Source organism: Actinoplanes sp. NPDC051343, from assembly GCF_044455125.1.
GTDB lineage: Bacteria > Actinomycetota > Actinomycetes > Mycobacteriales > Micromonosporaceae > Actinoplanes.
The window spans coordinates 22,143-40,521 of the sequence record NZ_JBITEL010000020.1 but is presented as its reverse complement, the minus strand read 5'-3'; the positions used below and the strand labels follow the sequence as shown (position 1 = coordinate 40,521).

Annotated in this window: 22 protein-coding genes; 12 read left to right on the top strand and 10 right to left on the bottom strand. The window is 71.5% G+C overall.

The features are described 5' to 3' along the window. Positions 1 to 54 precede the first annotated feature (54 nt). Positions 55 to 1,023 carry a helix-turn-helix domain-containing protein gene (locus ACIA5C_RS43750; RefSeq protein WP_396066266.1) on the bottom strand — a complete coding sequence of 323 codons (969 nt, stop codon included), beginning with the start codon at positions 1,021 to 1,023 and terminating at the stop codon, positions 55 to 57. Between the two features lie 282 nt (positions 1,024 to 1,305). Between ACIA5C_RS43750 and ACIA5C_RS43745 the strand changes: the two genes are divergently transcribed. The 7 genes from ACIA5C_RS43745 (at position 1,306) to ACIA5C_RS43715 (ending at position 6,464) form a co-directional block, all read left to right on the top strand. Further along, on the top strand, positions 1,306 to 1,872 hold the full coding sequence (locus tag ACIA5C_RS43745) for a Uma2 family endonuclease (RefSeq protein WP_396066264.1): 567 nt from the start codon (positions 1,306 to 1,308) through the stop codon (positions 1,870 to 1,872). 55 nt (positions 1,873 to 1,927) lie between these two features. Further along, positions 1,928 to 2,056, top strand: a complete 129-nt coding sequence (locus ACIA5C_RS43740) for a hypothetical protein (protein ID WP_396066262.1) — start codon at positions 1,928 to 1,930, stop codon at positions 2,054 to 2,056. Beyond that, positions 2,053 to 2,670 (top strand): DNA-3-methyladenine glycosylase family protein, encoded by a 618-nt coding sequence (locus ACIA5C_RS43735; protein WP_396066260.1) that lies wholly within the window; start codon positions 2,053 to 2,055, stop codon positions 2,668 to 2,670. The genes ACIA5C_RS43740 and ACIA5C_RS43735 overlap by 4 nt, the downstream gene beginning before the upstream one ends. Before the next feature lie 78 nt (positions 2,671 to 2,748). Then, entirely contained in the window at positions 2,749 to 4,185 is a 1,437-nt protein-coding gene (locus ACIA5C_RS43730) for an LmeA family phospholipid-binding protein (protein ID WP_396066258.1), read from the top strand. Between the two features lie 78 nt (positions 4,186 to 4,263). Then, positions 4,264 to 5,097: a hypothetical protein gene (locus ACIA5C_RS43725; protein WP_396066256.1), complete on the top strand. Its 834-nt coding sequence runs from the start codon at positions 4,264 to 4,266 to the stop codon at positions 5,095 to 5,097. Further along, entirely contained in the window at positions 5,081 to 5,971 is an 891-nt protein-coding gene (locus tag ACIA5C_RS43720; protein WP_396066254.1) for a hypothetical protein, read from the top strand. Before ACIA5C_RS43725 ends, ACIA5C_RS43720 begins: the two co-directional genes overlap by 17 nt. Positions 5,972 to 5,981: 10 nt before the next feature. Continuing rightward, positions 5,982 to 6,464 (top strand): GNAT family N-acetyltransferase, encoded by a 483-nt coding sequence (locus ACIA5C_RS43715; protein ID WP_396066252.1) that lies wholly within the window; start codon positions 5,982 to 5,984, stop codon positions 6,462 to 6,464. A gap of 178 nt (positions 6,465 to 6,642) precedes the next feature. On the opposite strand, the gene fdhA is transcribed toward ACIA5C_RS43715, so the two are convergent. The 5 genes from fdhA to ACIA5C_RS43690 form a co-directional block, all read right to left on the bottom strand. Further along, complete coding sequence (gene fdhA / locus ACIA5C_RS43710; RefSeq protein WP_396066250.1) at positions 6,643 to 7,884, bottom strand: formaldehyde dehydrogenase, glutathione-independent; 1,242 nt, start codon at positions 7,882 to 7,884, stop codon at positions 6,643 to 6,645. 114 nt (positions 7,885 to 7,998) lie between these two features. Then, positions 7,999 to 8,880, bottom strand: a complete 882-nt coding sequence (locus ACIA5C_RS43705) for a helix-turn-helix domain-containing protein (RefSeq protein ID WP_396066248.1) — start codon at positions 8,878 to 8,880, stop codon at positions 7,999 to 8,001. A 241-nt stretch (positions 8,881 to 9,121) separates the two neighbouring features. Continuing rightward, positions 9,122 to 9,262 (bottom strand): hypothetical protein, encoded by a 141-nt coding sequence (locus ACIA5C_RS43700; RefSeq protein ID WP_396066246.1) that lies wholly within the window; start codon positions 9,260 to 9,262, stop codon positions 9,122 to 9,124. A 91-nt stretch (positions 9,263 to 9,353) separates the two neighbouring features. Beyond that, positions 9,354 to 10,097 (bottom strand): IclR family transcriptional regulator, encoded by a 744-nt coding sequence (locus ACIA5C_RS43695; protein WP_396066244.1) that lies wholly within the window; start codon positions 10,095 to 10,097, stop codon positions 9,354 to 9,356. Positions 10,098 to 10,107: 10 nt separating this feature from the next. After that, positions 10,108 to 10,719, bottom strand: coding sequence for a TetR/AcrR family transcriptional regulator (locus tag ACIA5C_RS43690; RefSeq protein ID WP_396066242.1), 612 nt, complete (start codon positions 10,717 to 10,719; stop codon positions 10,108 to 10,110). Positions 10,720 to 10,779: 60 nt separating this feature from the next. Here ACIA5C_RS43690 and ACIA5C_RS43685 point away from each other — a divergent pair, with 60 nt between their 5' ends. Further along, the gene (locus tag ACIA5C_RS43685) at positions 10,780 to 11,565 is read left to right on the top strand and encodes an alpha/beta fold hydrolase (RefSeq protein ID WP_396066240.1); all 786 of its coding nucleotides are present in this window, start codon (positions 10,780 to 10,782) and stop codon (positions 11,563 to 11,565) included. Between the two features lie 71 nt (positions 11,566 to 11,636). On the opposite strand, the gene ACIA5C_RS43680 is transcribed toward ACIA5C_RS43685, so the two are convergent. Next, a complete protein-coding gene (locus ACIA5C_RS43680; protein WP_396066238.1) occupies positions 11,637 to 13,139 on the bottom strand; it encodes an alkaline phosphatase D family protein in 1,503 nt (500 codons plus the stop codon). A 320-nt stretch (positions 13,140 to 13,459) separates the two neighbouring features. Here ACIA5C_RS43680 and ACIA5C_RS43675 point away from each other — a divergent pair, with 320 nt between their 5' ends. Beyond that, a complete protein-coding gene (locus ACIA5C_RS43675) occupies positions 13,460 to 13,921 on the top strand; it encodes an RDD family protein (protein WP_396066236.1) in 462 nt (153 codons plus the stop codon). Here the strand turns inward: ACIA5C_RS43675 and ACIA5C_RS43670 are convergent. From ACIA5C_RS43670 to ACIA5C_RS43660, 3 genes are read right to left on the bottom strand one after another with little or no spacing between them, the layout of a single operon-like run. Next, positions 13,887 to 14,528 (bottom strand): response regulator, encoded by a 642-nt coding sequence (locus ACIA5C_RS43670; protein WP_396066234.1) that lies wholly within the window; start codon positions 14,526 to 14,528, stop codon positions 13,887 to 13,889. The genes ACIA5C_RS43675 and ACIA5C_RS43670 overlap by 35 nt on opposite strands. Next, complete coding sequence (locus tag ACIA5C_RS43665) at positions 14,529 to 15,617, bottom strand: sensor histidine kinase (RefSeq protein ID WP_396066232.1); 1,089 nt, start codon at positions 15,615 to 15,617, stop codon at positions 14,529 to 14,531. 59 nt (positions 15,618 to 15,676) lie between these two features. Then, a complete protein-coding gene (locus tag ACIA5C_RS43660; protein ID WP_396066230.1) occupies positions 15,677 to 15,904 on the bottom strand; it encodes a hypothetical protein in 228 nt (75 codons plus the stop codon). A 98-nt stretch (positions 15,905 to 16,002) separates the two neighbouring features. Between ACIA5C_RS43660 and ACIA5C_RS43655 the strand changes: the two genes are divergently transcribed. Genes ACIA5C_RS43655 through ACIA5C_RS43645 form a run of 3 tightly spaced genes read left to right on the top strand, consistent with a single transcriptional unit; the run spans position 16,003 to position 18,361 of the window. After that, on the top strand, positions 16,003 to 16,917 hold the full coding sequence (locus ACIA5C_RS43655) for an LD-carboxypeptidase (RefSeq protein WP_396066228.1): 915 nt from the start codon (positions 16,003 to 16,005) through the stop codon (positions 16,915 to 16,917). 29 nt (positions 16,918 to 16,946) lie between these two features. Continuing rightward, complete coding sequence (locus ACIA5C_RS43650; protein ID WP_396066226.1) at positions 16,947 to 17,321, top strand: nuclear transport factor 2 family protein; 375 nt, start codon at positions 16,947 to 16,949, stop codon at positions 17,319 to 17,321. A gap of 32 nt (positions 17,322 to 17,353) precedes the next feature. After that, positions 17,354 to 18,361 carry a LacI family DNA-binding transcriptional regulator gene (locus ACIA5C_RS43645; protein WP_396066224.1) on the top strand — a complete coding sequence of 336 codons (1,008 nt, stop codon included), beginning with the start codon at positions 17,354 to 17,356 and terminating at the stop codon, positions 18,359 to 18,361. Positions 18,362 to 18,379: the final 18 nt, after the last annotated feature.

Genomic DNA, 18,379 nt, shown 5'->3' with positions numbered 1-18,379 from the left:
GGGATCGCGGAAGGGGAATCAATGGGCCTGCCGGCGTACGCCGCACCGGCTAGGTCAGCGGGGCCGGTGGGCGTGGGCCTGCCGGCGTACGTCGGACGGGCGGAGCCCGAAGCGGGAGAGGAACGCCTGGCTGAACCGGCTCGGGGTGCCGAAGCCGCAGCGGGACGCCACCTCGGAGACCGGGAGCTGCGGGGAGCGGGTCAGCAGGGCGTGGGCGCGGTCCAGGCGCCGGGTGAGGACGTATTGCGGGAAGCTCGGGCCGGCGAGGGCGAAAGCGCGGGAGAGGTGGCGTTCGCTGATGCCGATCGCGGCGGCCACCCGGGTGGCGGACAGGCCAGGGTCGGTCAGGTGGTCGTCGATGTAGGCGTGGGCGTTGGCCAGGTGGACCGGCGCATCGGCGCGGGGCCGGCCGCCGAGGACGGTAGCCAGGAGGCCGAGCGCCGCGTCCTCGTCGAAGAGGCCGGTGGAGTGCGGACCGGTGGGAAGTGGGCCGGGGGAGAGCGGGCCGAGGGCTCGGCCCGTCAGGCGGGCCAAGGCGCGGGTGGCCGGGTCGGCGGTATTCGTGAAGGTTCGGACCAGGGGAGCTGGGAGGTCGGGGCGGCCGGTCAACTCGCGGAACAGGGGTCGGGGGATCTTGATCGCCAGTTCCTCGAGGCCGCCGGCGAAGCCGCGCATGAAGGGGCGGTCGGCGTCGCAGATCAGGGCCTGGCCGGGGTGCAGCGTGAGCAGGCCGTCGGAATGGTAGAAGAAGGCCTCGCCGACCAGCGTGAAGTAGACCGCGATCGAGTCGGACGGTTGTCGGCGGATCAGCGGGGCGGGGCGTTCGACGACGTGGGCGTTGCCGCGGACGCGGGCCAGGTGGATGCGGTCGAGCTGGAGGTTGAGCTCGGTGGCGTCGAGCTCCGGCTCGCCCAGCATCGAGCAGCGCAGGCCGATGAGCGCGTGGGCGTTGTGTTCCTCCCAGAGCGCGACCCGCTGGGCCGTGGGGAGACCGGCCGTGCTGAAGCTGACCGCCTGCGGCATGAGCACACGATATCGCCGTCGTGGTGCTGCTCGACCGCGCGCATCTCGAACTGCCTGCTGGGCGGCACCGACAACTTCGCGGCCGACCGGGCGGTTGTCGCGCCGGTTCCACGTACGCGCGGCGACTCTCTTGACAGCGCGTATGGTCGCATGACAAGTTGCTCTACGACAAGGCAATCTGGCAGGTCGGACCGTAGGCACAGCCGCGCCGTTTGTTGTCGCATGGGCAGGGCTTGACATGGCACGCTTATGACAGCATCCGCCGAGAGGTGAGGCGATCCGATGAGCGTGGCAATGCTGGAACATCCGGAGCCGTGGACCGAGGACGAATACTTCGCGCTCGGCGAGACCGCGAACCGGGTCGAGCTGATCGATGGGAGCTTGTGGGTGAGCCCCGCACCGAGCAAGCGCCATCAGCACATTGCCTTTTTGCTTGCGGCGGCGCTTTATCAACCCGCCGAGCGGGCCGGGCTCCTGGTCCTCCAGGACGTCAACCTTCGGTTGACCGGTGGTCGCATCGTGCAGCCGGACGTCGTGGTGGCCATGACGGACGACATCGGCACGACGGTCGAGGCCGCCGAAGCCAGACTGGTCGTCGAAGTGGTTTCGCCGGGCAACGCGGGGACGGATCGGCTGCTCAAACCGCAGTTGTACGCGGCGGCCCGAATCGGATGGTACTTGCGGGTCGAGCAGCCGGGCGATTCGGTGGAACTGCATTTCGACAGGCTGGCCGGCGATCACTACGTTCGGGTTGCGTTGGCCGCGCCGGGCCAGGTGCTGGCTTCTGAGGAGCCGTTTGCGTTCGAGGTGGAGGTGGCCTCGCTGCTGCGTCGCCGGGCCCGTGACTGACCTTGGACATGCCTCGGCGCGGTAGGTTCGTTGCGGCCTCGACGGAGAGGGAGCGATGAACGACTACCCGCGGGGGATCGCCACGCCGGCGCTCTACTGGTCGGTCCGCACGCTCGCTGGCCTGCATCCCGGTCCCGGCGCGATCCCCGAGACCTGTGACATCACCGTCGACGGGTCGCGGTGAACCCCTACGACGAGCTCGTGCGGCGCGACCCCGGGCTGGAACCGGTGCTGACCGCGACCGGCCGCCCCGATCCGTTCGAGTGGCACGACGGTGAGCGGACCCAGGGTGACCCCTTCGCCGGGATGGTGTTGCACATCAGCAGCCAGCAGATCAGCACGGTGGTGGCGTTCCGGCTCTACGACCGGCTGGCCGCCGAGATGGGTGGCCTGCCCGACCCGGCCGGCGTGGCCGCGCTGACCGGGGAGCGCTGGCGGGAGCTCGGCTTCTCGCACGCCAAGGTCAAATATCTGGGTGCGTTGGCCCGGCAGATCCTGGACGGCGAGCTCGACCTGGCCGCGCTGGCCGGCCTCCCGGACGACGTGGTGCGGGCCCGGCTGACCGCGCTGCCCGGCGTCGGCAACTGGACGACCGACCTGTTCATGATTTTCCAGTTGCATCGGCCGGACATCTTCCCGGCCGGTGACCTGGCCCTGCGTCACGCGGTCGGCCGCTGGCTGCCGCCGACCGGCACCTCGATCCGCGAGGTCGAGGAGCGGGCGGCGCGGTGGGCGCCGTTCCGGACGTACGCGGCGGGCGCGTTCTGGCACAGCTTGAAGATCAGCCGGACCGCTTAGCCCGCACCGCGGCGGCGAGCCGGGTCGTCGATGAACTTGGATGCCCTTTCGTTCGTACTCCCCGCCGGGAGGCGAGCGATGAACGACGACACGGTCGAATTTCGGGCGCTCCGCGGCGGGCCGCGCCGGTGGATCCTCTGGTCCGGGGGCGTCTTGGCGTTTCTGGCTGTCGCGGCCGTGGTGCTGCTGACGCTGCCGGTGCCCGGCCTACAGGGCTATCTGGTCGGGCAGGTCAGCGACAAAGTGGCTGCTCAAATGGCCTGCCCCGGCGTGCTGCCGGCGCCGCCCTCGGTGCATGTGGGAGGCGGGCGCCTGGTGCCTCAGGTGCTGCGCGGCCGGTTCTCCGAGATCACGGTTGCGGTGCCGGACGTGACGCTGAGCGGTGTCCCGCACGCGTCGTTCGCGGCGACGATGCGGGACGTCCGGTCGCCGTCCGGCGGGGTGACCCACGTCGGCGCGTTCGACGGCACGATCAAGGTGGGCTTCCGCAACCTGCCGGCGCCGTCCGGTACGACATTCGCGCGGGCCTCAGACGGCACCCTCACCGCGCGGACGGTGGTTCCGGCGTCCGCGTCCGACCAGGTCAAAGCCAAGCTGTTCCTGTCGATGCGGATCAGCGGCGAGACGGCCGAGTCGGTGCCGTCCCGGCTGCAGATCTTCGGCCGGACGCTGCCGGCCGGCCAGGTCGGTGACCTGGCCGGGGGCGTACGCCGGCAGCAGTTGCCGCACCTCCCGGACGGGGTGACCTACCGTTCGATCGAGCCACGGTCCGACGGCGTACACGTGTCGCTGGCCGGGGTGTCGACGACGACGCTGTCGACCCTGCCCGCTTCGGTCGGCGGGCACGACGTGACGTACTCGGCGGCCGACGGGCTTCTCGACATCCACACGTCGATCATCAAGATCCCGGTGGCCGTCATCCGCACCCGGCCGGTGCTGTCGGGCGGCTCGCTCACCCTGCAGCCGACGGCGGTGCACGCGCTCGGGTCCGACCATGCGACCAACGACCCGCTGGCCAGGCTGGTGCTCAGCCAGGTCGACCGGAAGGACCTGACGCGCGCGCTACCCGTCCTGCCCGCCGGCGTCGTCTACCGGTCGGTCGCGGTCGACCCGGCCGGCATCCACGTCACGATCGGCGGTACCACGGTCAAACCGTTCTCGTCGCTGCCGCAGGACGCCGGCCATCCGGCCGTCTTCGGTGCCGCGGACGGCCTGCTCACTGCCACGGCGACCGGGTCGGGGGCGGCCACGCCGATCGTGCTGCACTCCCGGCCGGTGATCCACGGCCGGACGCTCGACCTGGCGCCCTCCGAGGTCGAGATGTTCGGGACCCGGTTCCCGGCGGCCGACGTCTTGAGTCAGGTCAAGGGCCAGCAGACCGCGTACCCCCTGCAGGCGCCGGCGAAAGGCCTGGCCTACGCCGGGGTTTCGGTGCTGGCCGACGGCCTGCTGATCCACCTGACCGGCCGCGACGCCGACCTGCCGCGGGGATCGCTGACCCCAGGGGGCTGCTGATCGGTACGGAACCCGACAGCGCGTGAGGTGACCGAGGCGTAGCGTATTCCCACCCTTCCAGCGTGGGGAGGCCTCCCCATGAGGCTCACCGTGGCGCAGCTCAAACCGTGGATAGTCACCGCGCTCGTCGTGCTGGTGATCCTGCTGGCCGGCGGGTTCTATCTGACCCGGCTGGCGCTCCGCGACCAGCCTCTCGCGGGTCCGTCCTGGGCGCCGGGCTCGCCGACGGCCGCGCCCGCCTCGCCGTCGCCCGAGGCTCCGTCCACGTCCGGCCGCGTGACGTCGGCGCCCCGGCCGTCGTCCCGCTCGCCGGAACAGCCCACCACCACGCGGACACGTCCGACGCCGAGCCGGACCACGCCACCGCCGCCGCCGGTCAAGGTTCCGACCGTGCTCGTGGCCGGCCCGACCGTCGACAACGACTTCCCCGACAGCACGGGCTGCCACGTCTTCTGGGTCGACGCCCCGGGCCTGAGGGTGACCGTCGCGCACGTGGGTTTCCGCACCGGGCAGACCCCGTCGCCCGACCCGTCCGCGTCGCCGAGCGTCGAAGCCCGTCCGCTGCGCGTCGCCTACGTCGCCTGCAATGGGCCTGCCGACAACGGCACCGTCGCGGACGTCGGCTGCGGCACCGGCCGGGTCGTCTCGCAAGGGCACGGCTGCGGGGTGCGGATCTCGGCCGACGAGCCGACCCGGACGGGTCTCTACCAGGGGAAGGTGAGCTTCGACCTGTCCGCGCTCTGCACCGGCACCAGGGCGAAACCGTGTTCGGACATCGACTCCCCGTACCGGCCGTCGTCCGATCGGCCGGTCACGGCCACCTGGGGCGTGACCTGCGCGGTCCGGCTCGACTACCAGGGCGATCCGGGAACATCGGACGTCGATCCGGTGTGCAGTGTCCGATCACCGTGACCCCGCAGAGCCCGCCCTGCGCCCGTTCGGGGCCCGGCTGGAGAAGATCGCCGCGGTGCTGCCGCCGGTCACGGTGATCACGGCGACGCTTCTCTGGTACGGATATGTCGCCACCCGGGCCCGCTTCCGGTACTTCGGCGTCGACCTGGATCTGACCGGCCTCTCCAACCAGCAGCTCCTCTTGTACGGCGCCGAGTCGACGTACCCGGTGGCCGCCCTCCTCCTGCTCGCCGCCCTGGCCGTATTCGCCGCGCACCTGGTGACCCGCCGGGTCCTGCAGTCACCCCGCCGGCGGCGTCTTCTCCCCGCGGCCGCGGTAGCCGCCGCCGTCGGCCTGCTGCTGGTGGGCCGGGCCCTGGTCGGCATGCTCCGGCCTTCGGTGGCCGCGACCGAGAATCCGCCAGGGATCACCCCGCTGTCCCTGACCGTCGGCGCGCCCCTGGTCGTCTACGCCGGTTGGGTGGCCCGTCGGGTGGTCCTGCGCTCCTGGTGGGGGAGCGGCGTCGCCGTCCGCATCGAACGCATCCTGGTCGTGACCGCCTTCGGCGTCCTGCTGATCGGCCTGCTCTGGACGGCGACCAGCTTCGCCGGGGCGTACGGTTCGGGCCGCGCCGAGCAGGACTCCCGCTCCCTGAGCCGGCGCCCCGAGGTCGTGCTGTTCACCGACGATCCGCTGCCCGCGGTGCCGTCCGGGGTGACGGTCACCGACCTGGGGCCGGACGCGAAGCCCCGCTACCAGTACCGCGGCCTGCGCCTGCTCCTGCAGTCCGGCGACCGGCTGTTCCTGGTGCCGGCCGAGTGGACCGACACGTCGGGCACGCTGGTCGTGCCCTACGACGACAAGATCCGGCTGCTGCTGCTCGCGCCGCGATAGCGTGCGTGCCGTGCCGATTCGCGATTTCACCGACCACGACTGGCCGCAGGTCTGGCCGATCATCCGCGACGTGGTCCGCTCCCGGGAGACGTTCCCCTACGACCCTACGATGACTGAGGACGACGCGCGGTCGACCTGGATCGAGTCGCCGCCCGGGCGTACCACCGTCTTCGACGACGGACGGGTGCGGGGCACGGCCAAGATGAGCGCCAACCGCCCCGGTCCTGGCGCCCACATCGCGACGGCCAGTTTCATGGTCGCCGCGGACGCCCGGGGCCGCGGCGTGGGCACCGCGCTCGCCGAGGACGCGCTGGCCTGGGCCCGCGGCACCGGATTCGCGGGCATGCAGTTCAACGCGGTGGCCGAGTCGAACGAGTCGGCCGTGCGCCTCTACCAGTGCCTCGGCTTCAAGGTGCTGGGCACGGTTCCGCGCGCTTTCGAACACCCCGCGCGGGGCCGGGTCGGCCTGCACCTGATGTATCTGGAGTTCTGAGCGCGCGGGCCGGGCGGAACCGTGGTCTGACCTGGCGCGCCCGGGTCAACGAGACGAAGGCCAACCGCGGCACCGTCGACCGGATCGCCGCCACGGTCCCGCTGGCCGCCGCCCATCCCGGGGCGTCGCTGCACACCGGCTATCACCTGCGTTACCAGCCGGCGGCCGGCGGGCGTGACTACGGGCGCTGGATGACGCCGTGCGGGTCCAGCACGTACTTGCGGGCCGCGCCGCGGTCGAAGTCCTGATAGCCGCGCGGTGCGTCGTCGAGGGAGATCGGGGTGGCGTTCACGTTGCGCGCGATCTGCACCTTGTCGTGCAGGATCGCCATCATCAGGTTGCGGTTGTACTTCATGACCGGGCACTGGCCGGTGACGAACGAGTGGGACCTCGCCCAGCCCAGGCCCAGTCGCAGCGACAACGAGCCGACCTTCGCCGCCTCGTCGATTCCGCCGGGGTCGCCCGTCACGTACAGGCCGGGGATGCCGATCGCGCCGCCGGCGCGAGTGACCGTCATCAGCGAGTTCAGTACCGTCGCCGGCATCTCCGTCTCGGCGTCCTGGCCGTGCCCGCGGGCCTCGAAGCCGACCGCGTCGACCGCCGCGTCGACCAGCGGCTCGCCGATCGCCGGGGTGTCCTTGCCGAGGATCTGCTGGACCTGGTCGAGCGGGTCGCCCTCGGCGACGTTCACGGTTTCGCAGCCGAAGCTGCGGGCCTGCGTCAGACGCTCCTCGTTCAGGTCACCCACGATCACCACGGCGGCTCCGAGGAGGTACGCGGAGGTGGCCGCCGCCAGACCCACCGGGCCCGCCCCGGCCACGTACACGGTGGAGCCGGTGGTGACGCCGGCGCTGACGCACCCGTGGTAGCCGGTGGGGAAGATGTCGGCCAGCATGGCCAGGTCGAGGATCTTCTCCATGGCCTGGTCGGGGTCGGGGAATTTCAGCAGGTTCCAGTCGGCGTACGGCACGAGGACGTACGAGGCCTGCCCGCCGATCCACCCGCCCATGTCGACGTACCCGTACGCCGAGCCGGGCCGGTCCGGGTTGACGTTGAGGCAGATCCCGGTCTTGCCCTCCTTGCAGTTGCGGCACCGGCCGCAGGCGATGTTGAACGGCACCGAGCACACGTCGCCGACCTTGATGAATTCGACGTCCGGTCCGACGTCGACGACCTCGCCGGTGATCTCGTGGCCGAGCACGAGGCCCTGCGGGGCGGTGGTACGCCCGCGCACCATGTGCTGGTCGCTGCCGCAGATGTTGGTGGCGACCGTCTTGAGGATCGCCCCGTGCCGGACCTTGCGGCCGATGTTGGCCTTGTTGACGCCGGGCCCGTCCTTCAGTTCGTACGTCGGGTAGTCGATGTCGTGGACCTCGACCCGTCCCGTTCCTTCGTAGACCACCGCGCGGTTTCCTGGCATCGTTGCCTCCCGTCGTGACGTAACTCCTCTCCGGAGTCTTGTCTCTCGGACGGGTCGGCAAAACCGCCGCATTGTGGCAGGTCCCGCCGATTGCGGCATTGCCCCACAAACTTCCTAGACGCCCTTGCGGTTCAGGTCGTGCAGGATCTCGCGCAGGATCGCCGGGGTACGCCCGGGCGGCTCGGCGTCGATGAACAGCCGGCTGATCGCCGCCGCGTACAGGTCTACGTCCTCGGTCTTCTCCAGGTAGAGCCCGCTGGTCAGGTGCTCGATGTAGACCACGTCGGGCAGCTCCTCGTGCGGGAACCGCAGGATGCTGAACGCGCCGCCGGCCGCCGCGTGACCGCCCGAGTCGAACGGCATGACCTGCACCCGTACGTTCGTCGTGTTGCCGAACGCGAGCAGCGATTCGATCTGCTCGCGCAGCACCGGGTAGCCGCCGATCGGCCGCCGGAGCACCGCCTCGTCGATCACCGCCCAGAGCCGCGGGCCGTCCTCACGTTCCAGCAGCTGCTTGCGGGCCATCCGGAGCCGGGCCCGCCGGTCGATCTCCTCCTTGGACGCGTTGTCGTGCCCGAGCCGGATCACCGCCCGGGCGTACGCGTCGGTCTGCAGCAGGCCGGGCACGAACTGCACCTCGTACGTGCGGATCAGCTCCGCCGCCTGCTCGAGGTCGAGGTAGTTCTGGAACCAGGTGTCGAGGACGTCGCCGTACTGGTGCCACCAGCTCGGCGTGTTGGCCTCCTTGGTCAGCAGTTTGAGGCGCTCGTGCTCGTCGGGGTCGTCGACGCCGTAGAGGATCAGCAGGTCGGTGACGTCGCGCTCCTTGAAGCCGACCCGGCCCAGCTCCATCCGGCTGATCTTGGACTCGGACGCGCGGATCGCGTATCCGGCCTGGTCGCGGCTTATGCCCTTGGCCAGGCGCAGCGCACGTAACCGCGCGCCCAGTTGTAACCGGCGCACGGTGGAGCCGCCGGTGTCGCTTCCTGTGGTCACGAAGACCTCCCCGCCGGACCGGGCATGTTTCGCCCGGGCGCCCCCGGCCGTCCTGTCGACGGTGCTCGGTTCCCCTGAACACGAGCACCGTTCGCCCCTGCTTATCCAGGCGGTCCATAGTGGAGCCGCCTTGATCGTTTGGCGCAAGCATACCCAGGTGCCGGTGTGGGCATGCGTCAATGCGTAACCGTTTCACGTCCGACGGTGACAAGCGGGGCGAGGACGACAATTAGGGCGCGGGTCAGCCGGCGACGGCGAAATAGACCAGAGCGACGATCGCGATCACGAACAACAGCACAAGCGCGCCGACCAACAGCGTTCCGGCGATGCCGCCGCCCTCGTCCTCCTCGGATTTCGGGCGCTTGGCGTCGGTGCTCGGCATGGGGGGCCTCCAGCAAGGATCTCGAATGAACCTCGCGGAGGCTAATGGCGGCGCGACCCGGCCCACGAGAGCCGATTCCGCACCGCGAAACTCAGCCGTGGTGAGAAAGCACCTGGCGCACGAGACGGCCCGTGCGATGCAGGTGGGAATGCGGAAAGCGCGGAGCCGAACCGAGCACGGCCAGCGCGCCCACGACCCGATCGTCCTCGTACACCGGGACTGCGGCGCCGGCCATGCCGGCCAGGAACTCGCCCGACTGCATCGCATAACCCCGCTCGCGACTGGCGTCGACGTCGGCGGCCAGCCGCCGCGGATCGACAATCGTTGCGACCGTACGCGCGGTGAGCCGCAACCGGGGCACGACGGCCGCCACACCCTCGGGTGAAAGGCCGGACAGCGCCGCCTTGGCCAGGCACCCGCTGGCGAGCGGGTAGCGGTTGCCGACCGCCGAGGTGACCGCGGCCGCCGGGCGCACGGGATGGCGCTTGCCGATGATCAACAGCGACAGGCTCTCCCAATCGACCTCGGCCACCAGGACCGTCTCGCCGGTGCGCCGGGCCAGCTCGTCGGCCGCCTCCCGGGTGCGCCGGGCGATCGCCGAACCCTCGGCCACCACACCACCCAGCTCGAGCAGGCGCGGGCCGAGCAGGTAGGTGCCGTCGGCGGCCTGGCGCAGGAAACCGTGCTCCATCAGGGTCACCGCGAGCCGGCGCACGCTGGGCCGGGGCAACCCGACCGCGTCGGCCAGCTCCGACAGGTGCAGCCGGGGATGCGCCGGGCTGAACGCGCTCAGGATGTCGAGCGCGCGGGCCACCGACCGAACCTCATTGGACATCGGGACTGTTTTAGCCGCCGAGCCGGTGCGATGGCAAGTCCGGCCGGCCCAGACCCAGAATGCGTGGGAAGGTCACCGCGAAGAAGTCGTCGATCGGTCCGGCGCTGCCGGTGGCCTTGGCCAGCAGGGCGGCACCCTCCCAGGCGCTGCCCAGGGCCCGGGCGACCTCGTCCGGCCGGCCGCCGGCGGGCAGCGCTCCGTGCTCGGCCAGGCGGCCGACCGGAACCGCGAGGGCGTCCAGCCAGGCGGTGAACGAGTCACGCACCGCGGTGTCGACCCGGGTGCCGCTGCGGGCCACCTCGGCCGCGAAGTTGCCGAGCAGGCAGCCGCGGGCGAAGTCGTCCCTGGCCAGGTCGGAGCGGAGATAGTCGAAGTGCCTGCGGAGGGCGTCGAGCGGCTCGGACGCCGGATCCAGAAGGATGTCGGTGCCGCGGGATCCGGCGTACTGCTCGACTATGAGGACGCCGAGGGCGTCTTTGCTCGGGAAGTGGTTGTAGAAGGAGCCTTTGGGGGCACCGGCCCGGGTGGCGATCGCGGCTACGCCGGTGGCGGCGTAGCCGTTCTCGTGGAACTCGGTGGCGGCCGCTCCGAGGAGAGCGTCGCGAAGGCTGCGTTGGGCCATTTCCCCAGGTTAGCTCCAAGGCGACCGATCGTCTCCGGGCCGTTCCCGTAATCTGGCACCGTGTTTGCACATCAGATAGGTTCGGGCACCCCGGTAGTACTGCTCCACGGATTCGGTCTGGACCATCGAAGCCTGCTCCCGCTGGATCCGACGTTCGAACGCTCGGGGCAGTGGCGGCGAATCTATCTCGACCTGCCAGGCGCGACCCGGTCACCAGCGAATGCGGTCAGCAGCTCGCAAGAGGTCGCCGACGCGGTGATCGACGAGATCCGGGCGCGCGTCGGCGAGCAACCGTTCGCCGTCCTGGGAAACTCGTTCGGCGGGATGATCGCCCGCTACGTAGCCCACGAGCTTCGCCCGCAGGTTCTCGGACTCGCCACGGTGGCCGGCGTCTTCATCGCCCCGCACGCCGAGCGAACCGCACCGTCCCGGACGGTGTTGCGGCAGCAACCGGAGATCGAGCCGCTCCTCGGGGAGGCGCTCGAACACTACCGGGTGGACGCCGTGGTGGAATCACTCGACGACGCACGGGCATTCCAGCAGTACGTTCTGCCCGGCATCGAGGGCGTCGATCAGCGTGCCGTGGATCGCATCTCGGAGCACTACGCACTCGACCACGAACCGGAAGACGCGCACCCCGAACCTTTCCAGCAGCCGACCCTGCACATCACGGGCCGGCAGGACGACGTCGTCGGCTACACCGACGCCTGGAGCCGAATCGGTCACTACCCACGTGCGTCCTTCGCCGTACTCGACGCGGCCGGTCACAACATCCTCTTCGAGCAACGTGAGCTGTGCTCGGCTCTCATCGCCGACTGGCTGCGGAGAATCCGGCAGGGCATATGACGGCCCCGGGCGGATGGCGTTCTCCCCGACACCCGAGGCGACGACGCGAGCAAGAAGGTCGGTGGCCCCGCTCAGAAGGGGTGGAGGCCGGGGTGGCCGTCCCGGAGGGCGAAGGATCTGAGGGTGGTGGCGGGGGCGCCGGGGAGCTTGACGTAGTCGAGGGCGCGGAAGTCGGCCGTCAGCTGAGTGGGGGTGATGCGGGCTCGGCCGTAGCCGCGGAGGTTGGAGAAGAAGCGTAGGTGGGGGTTGGTGGCCTGGCCGGGTACCTCCGTGTCTCCGGTGCCGTCGCCGCCTGAGGTGAGTGAGGTGCAGATCAGTTCGGTGCCGACGGTGGGGGAGTGCTCGTCGCGGTAGTCGGCCTTCAGGTCGTTGGCCCACGCCTGGTGGATGTCGCCGGTCAGGACGACCGGGTTGCGGACGTGGCGGTCCTGCCAGCCCTGCTGGATGCGAGCGCGGGAGGCCCGGTAGCCGTCCCACGAGTCCATGTTGCCGACGCCGGTCGGGTCGAGGCGGCCGGCGAAGAATACCTGCTGGCCGAGGATGTCCCAGGTGCCGTGGTGCTGGGCGAGGCCGTCGAGCAGCCAGGCCTCCTGGGCGGCGCCGGTGATGGTGCGGGCGGGCAGGTCCGCCTCGGCGCAGGCCTTCCAGCCGCCGTTGCAGGCCAAGCGGCTGCGGAACTGGCGGGTGTCGAGCATGTGGAAGGTGGCGAGCCGGCCCCAGTAGAGGCGGCGGTACAGCTGGATGCTGTTGCCGATCGGCGACGAGGACGGGCGCAGGGGCAGGTGCTCGTAGTAGGCGCGGTAGGCGGCCGCCCGGCGGGTCACCCACTGGGCCGGGGTGAGGCGCGGGACGTCGTCGAAGCGGAACGTGCCGGCGTAGTCGTCCTCGACGTCGTGGTCGTCCGGCACCACGACCCAGGGGGCGCCGGCGTGGGCGGCCTGCAGGTCGGGGTCGAGCTTGTACTGGCCGTACCGGCGGCGGTAGTCGGGCAGGGTGAGGACTTCCGGGCCCAGGTGCGGGCGTACGACGTAGGGCCGTGCCGCGCCCTCGTAGATGTAGTCGCCCAGGTGCAGGATCAGGTCGGCGTGCTCCTCGGCCATCCGGCGGTAGGCGGTGAACCAGCCGGATTCCAGGTTGGAGCAGCAGGCGAAGAGCATCGTGAGGTCGCGGCCGGGTGCGTCGAAGGCGGGCGTGGTGAGCGTACGGCCGGTCGGGGAGATGTGGCCGCGGGCGCGGAACCGGTAGAAGTACTCGGCGTCCGGGCGGAGCCCGTTCGCGACGACGTGGACGCTGTGCGCGTCGGCGTACCGGGCCTGGACCGTGCCCGAGGTGACCACCTTGCGGAAGGTGGGGGTGGTTGCGATCTGCCAGTCGACCGGCACGTCGGCGTCGGGCATGCCGCCCTGGCCGTCGGCGTCGAGCGGGGACGGGGCGAGGCGGGTCCAGAGGACGACGCTGTCGGGCGCCGGGTCGCCGGAGGCGATGCCGAGCCGGAACGGGTCGGCGGGGCGCGGGCGGACGAGGGCGGCCGCGGCGGTGCCGAGGACGAAGGTGCGGCGGCTGATGCTGTTCACGGCTGCCTTCACGAGGCAAGGGGGGCGAGATGCCGCGACCATATCGCACTAAATGTCCGGTCCGGGCGGGAGAAACGGGAAGATCGCTGATGGTGATCCACATCACGTCGTCCGCACTGAAGGCCAGCCGCTCGACCGCGTCTCTGCCTGCGTGCGATGTCCACGATGGACGCCCGGCAGCGAGAGGCAGGTGGATGTCAGCAACGCCGTGGTCTACCTCGTGTCGAACGAGGCGCGGTACATCACCGGCACCGTGCTCGACGTCGACGCCGGGCTGGTCAACCTCTGGAAACCTCCGGAGAACGGCTACCGTTGCGCACGTGGATCCGTTGGCCGGCGTCGTCCCGCGGCGGCTGCTTCAGGCGGCCGTCGACCAGGGCATGATCTTCGTGGTTTTCTTCGTGCTGCTCAACGTGGCGGTGTTCACCCATCGGAAGGCCCTGCTGTGGGCCGCCTTCGCGCTGCTGCTCACGCTGCCGTTCGCCGTGCACGTGCTGCTGGCGTCGCGCAGCGGCCGCACGCCGGCGATGCGAATCACCGGGCTCCGCATCGTGACGACGGCGGGCACCCGGCCGCGCTTCCGCGCGTACGTCATCCGCTGGCTCCTGATGGTCGCCGACGGCGCCCTCTTCGGGCTGGTCGGTCTTGTGGTGATCCTGGCGACGCCGCGCCGCCAGCGGGTCGGCGACATCGTCGCCGGCACGCTGGTGGTGCGTGAGGCCGCCCTGCGAGCGGCGGAATCGCCGGTCAGTGCACGAGCCGATGCCGCCATGCCCAGATAGCGATCTCGGTCCGGTTGCGCGCGCCGAGCTTGCGCTGCACCGAGCTCAGGTGGGTCTTCACGGTCGACATCGACACCACCAGCTCCGACGTGATCTCGGCGTTGGTGCGGCCCTGCGCGACCAGACGCACGACGTCGGTCTCGCGGGACGTGAGGGAGTCCGGCAGATCGGGTTCGGGTGGGGGCGGCAGGTCGGAAAGAAGCCGCCGCGTCATCGAGGGAGACACCAGCGAGTCGCCGTCGGCCGCCGCCCGCACCGCCTCGACCAGCAGCGCCGGACCGGCGTCCTTGAGCAGGAAGCCGAGCGCCCCGGCCCGCAGCGCGGCATGCAGGTTGGCGTCCAAGTCGTAAGTTGTCACGATCACCACGGCCAGGGGCGAGCCGACGGCCTCTCCGGCCAGCATGCGGGTCGCCTCGATGCCGTCGATCCCCGGCATCCGGATGTCCATCAGCGTGACGTCGGGCCGCAGCCGCAGCGCCTCGCGGATCGCGGTCTCGCCGTCGGCCGCCTCGCCGACCACCTCGATGTCGTCCTCGGCCGACAGGATCAGCCGGAACCCGGTGCGGATCATCGCCTGGTCGTCGGCGATCAGCACCCGGATGCCCATTCAGACCCCTCGCTCGGCGGGCCCGTCCAGCGGCAGCCGGGCCATGACCTCCCAACGCCCGTCGCCGGTCGGTCCGGCCCGGAGCGTACCGCCCGCGTCCCGCACCCGCTCGGCCATGCCGACCAGCCCGAATCCTTCGCCTCGCGGCTGCGCCGCGTCGGCGTCGTTGACGACGGCCAATTGCAGGACGGCATCGAACGCCGACCTTTCCGTACGCGCGGAGACCGTGATCCCGGTGGCTCCGGGCGCGTGTTTCCGGGCGTTGGTCAGCGCTTCGAGCGTCAGCCAGTACGCGGTGGCGACGACCTTCGGAGGCAGCGCCCCGACGTCGGAGACCGTGAGCCGCACCAGCGGATCGTCGCCGGCCGCGATCCGCAGCGAGCGTTCCAGGTCGTCGGTGCGTTCCGGTGCGGCCTCGTCCGTCCGCAGCGTCCGCACCAGCCGCCGCATCGCGGTCAGCGCCTCCTTCGCCGCGTCCTCGATCTCGGCGTAGCCGGCGGTGCCCGCCACTACCCGGGACGCCTGAGCCAGCACGACGATCCCGGTGACGTGGTGGGCGACCACGTCGTGTAGTTCGCGGGCGATCCGCAGGCGTTCGGCCGTCCGCGCCTCGGCCGCCGAGGCCCGCCGCCGGGTGTCCGCGTCGCGCAGCATCAGCCCGACCGCAACGGCGACGCCCCACAGCACCGCCCCGCCCACGGCCGACCACAGGTGTGCACGCCCGGTTTCGACCAGGACCGCGCCGCCGGCCGCCGAGAGCGCCACCGCGACCAGCGGCGTCAACCGGCGGCACGCGGCACCGACGACGACCGCCGCGGCAAGTGCGGCCAGCGTACTGGGGCCCGGCGCGGCCGCGATCGCCGCCAGGGCGAGGGCACCCGCCCCGGCGGCGGGCCGGGCGAGCCGCCCGCGCAGCACCGCCAGGACCGCCGCGGCCACGCCCGCCGAGTGCGGGACGCCCGACCAGGGGAACCCGGCGCGCAGCCCGATCACCGCGTCGACGACCGCGACCACGACGAACGCCGCGACCTCGGCGACGAGCAGCCCGGACCGGCCCTCCGGCCGGCCGTCGTGCCCGTCGCTCGTCATGCCCCCCAGCATGCCCGGCGGCGGCCCCGGCATCTCGCCGCCCTCTTCCGGCCGGGGATCTAGTCGCGCGGGTAGCGGTCGGCGGCCAGGCCCGCGGCGACCCGCACCGAGTCGACGGCGAGCAGGGCCGCACAGATCCAGGCGATCACCACGCCGGAGCGGGTCTGCAGCACGTCGCCGACGGCCTGCCAGACGAACAGGACCGTCGCGATCAGCATCAGGACCAGCACGAGGATCGCGCGACGGCGGGGGACGGGGCGGTACCACCAGCGGGAAAGAAATGACATGACCTCATGCTTCCCCGCGAGCCGGCCCGGCAAGTCGTACCCGGGTATGAAATGGCGGACATGGGGCATCGGCCAGAAGGACGAGTACGCTTCCCGCCATGATCGACCGTCTTCGGGAGGGCGACCTGGTCGCGCTGGTCGCCCCGTCCGGATGGGTGCCTCCCGCGCGGGCCGTGGCCGCGGTCGACGTCCTCACCGGCTGGGGTCTGCGGACCCGGATGGGCAAGCACGCGCTCGGCCGCCACACCTACCTTTCCGGCACCGACGAGGAACGCCTGGCCGACTTCAACGACGCACTGCGCGCACCCGAGGTGCGCGGCGTCCTGTGCCTGCGCGGCGGCTACGGCGCCCAGCGCATCGTCGACGGTCTTGACCTCCGGGCGGCCCGGTCCGATCCGAAGCTGGTGCTGGGCTTCTCCGACGTCACGGCGCTGCACCTCGCGCTCTGGGCGGGCGCCGGTCTGCCCAGCGTGCACGGTCCGACGGTCACCCAGCTCGACCGGGGCGCCGCGTCGCTGACCGCTACGGCGGCGCGGCACGCCCTGATGTCGGGCGAGCCGGTCACGGTCACCGCGCCGGCCGAGGAGGGTACGCGGGGTCTGAACGTTCCCGGCCGCGCCGAGGGCCTGCTGCTGGGCGGCAACCTGACCCTGCTCGCGACGTCGGCCGGCACGCCGCACCGCCCCGATCTGCGCGGCGCGATCCTGCTCCTCGAGGACGTGCACGAGGAACCGTACGAGATCGACCGCTATCTGGTGCAGCTGCTGCGGGCCGGCTGGCTGGACGGCGTGGCCGGCGTGGCGGTCGGCCAGTTCACCGACTGCGGCACCCGCGACGTCTACCAGCCGTCGGTGGTCGACGTCCTGTCCGAGCGCCTGACCCCGCTCGGCGTCCCGGTGCTGGGCGGCCTCCCGATCGGCCACGGCGACCAGCAGGTGGCGGTCGGCCTGGGCGTACCGGCCGTTCTCGACGCCACCGCCGGCACCCTGGTGGTGCAGCCGGTCGGGCGCTGACCTACCTGGTGCCCGCTAGGCTGAAGAGAGTGACCCTGACACACCAGCAGATCTTCGAGCGGTACCTGCACGCCGGTGCCTTCACCCGCAACCCCGACGCGTTCGCCGAGATGTTCACCGAGGACGGTGTCTACGAGGCGCCGCTCATGCCCTTACGCCTGGACGGCCGGGAGGCGATCCGGGCCGGCATCGTCGCGCTCCAGGCCCTGCCCGGGCCCGAGGGCACCCTCAACATCGCCGAATCCCGCTACGTCCTGCACGACACCGCCGATCCCGACACTTTCATGGCCGAGATCGACACGGTCTTCGACGGTCCGGCGGGCGGCCGTACGACGATGGCACTGATGCAGATCTTCCGCGTCCGCGGGGAGCGCATCGCCGTGCTCCGGGACTACTTCCGGTAGCGTCCCGGCGACAGTGACGACGGGAGGGCTCAGTGGCCGACGAGACGCGGACGCCCACGGCGTCCGATGTCGCCCGGGTGGCCGGCGTGTCCCGTCAGACCGTGGCCAACGTCCTGCATGCTCCGCATCGAGTTCGCCCGGAGACCCGTCGTGATGTCGAGCGCATCATCGCCGAACTCGGCTACCGGCCCAATCGGGCGGCCCAGGCGCTGAAGTTCAAGGCGTCGCGCACGATCGGCTACCGGATCGAGCCGGTGGCTCCCGGCGCCCTGTCCTCGATCCACGATCGTTTCCTGCATTCGCTGGCCGAGGCGGGCCGGGAGGCCGACCGGCACTTCCTCGTCTATACCGCCGAGGACGCGGCCGGCGAGGTCGCCGCCGCCGAGCGGCTGCACCGCAGCGGTTCGGCCGACGCGTTCGTGCTGTACGACGTCGCGGTGGACGATCCGCGCCCGGCCGCGTTGCTCGAGCGGGACGTGCCGTTCGCGACGTTCGGGCATACCGGGTCGGGCAGCGACGGACGGCACCCGTGGGTCGATGTGGACAACGTCGCAGGGATCGGCCTGGCCGTCGATCACCTGGTGCATCGGGGTCACCGCCGGATTGCGTTCGTCGGCTGGCCGGCGGGCACGACGATCGGTGACCGCCGGGCCCGCGGCTGGCATGCCGCGATCGAGCGCCACGGCCTCGCCGGCGAGTGCGGCCCGCTCGAGGCGCGCAGTGCGGATTCCGCTGCCTCGGCCGCCGCGCTGGCCGTGGGCCTGCTCGGCCGGGCGGAACCGCCGACGGCGTTCGTCGCCGCCACCGACACCTTGGCGGTGGGTGTGCTGCGGGGCTGTCAGCGGCGGGGCCTGGAGGTCGGCCGCGATGTCGCCGTGGTGGGGTTCGACGACACCCCGACCGCGGCGGCGCTCGAGCTCAGCAGTGTGCGGCAACCGATTGAAGCGGTCGGCCGGCATCTGATCGCGGCCCTGCTCGGCGAGCCGGGCACCGGCAAGCTGCTGCTTCCGGAACTGGTCATCCGGTCGTCCAGCGCTTGACGGCCCGGCAGGCGGTCT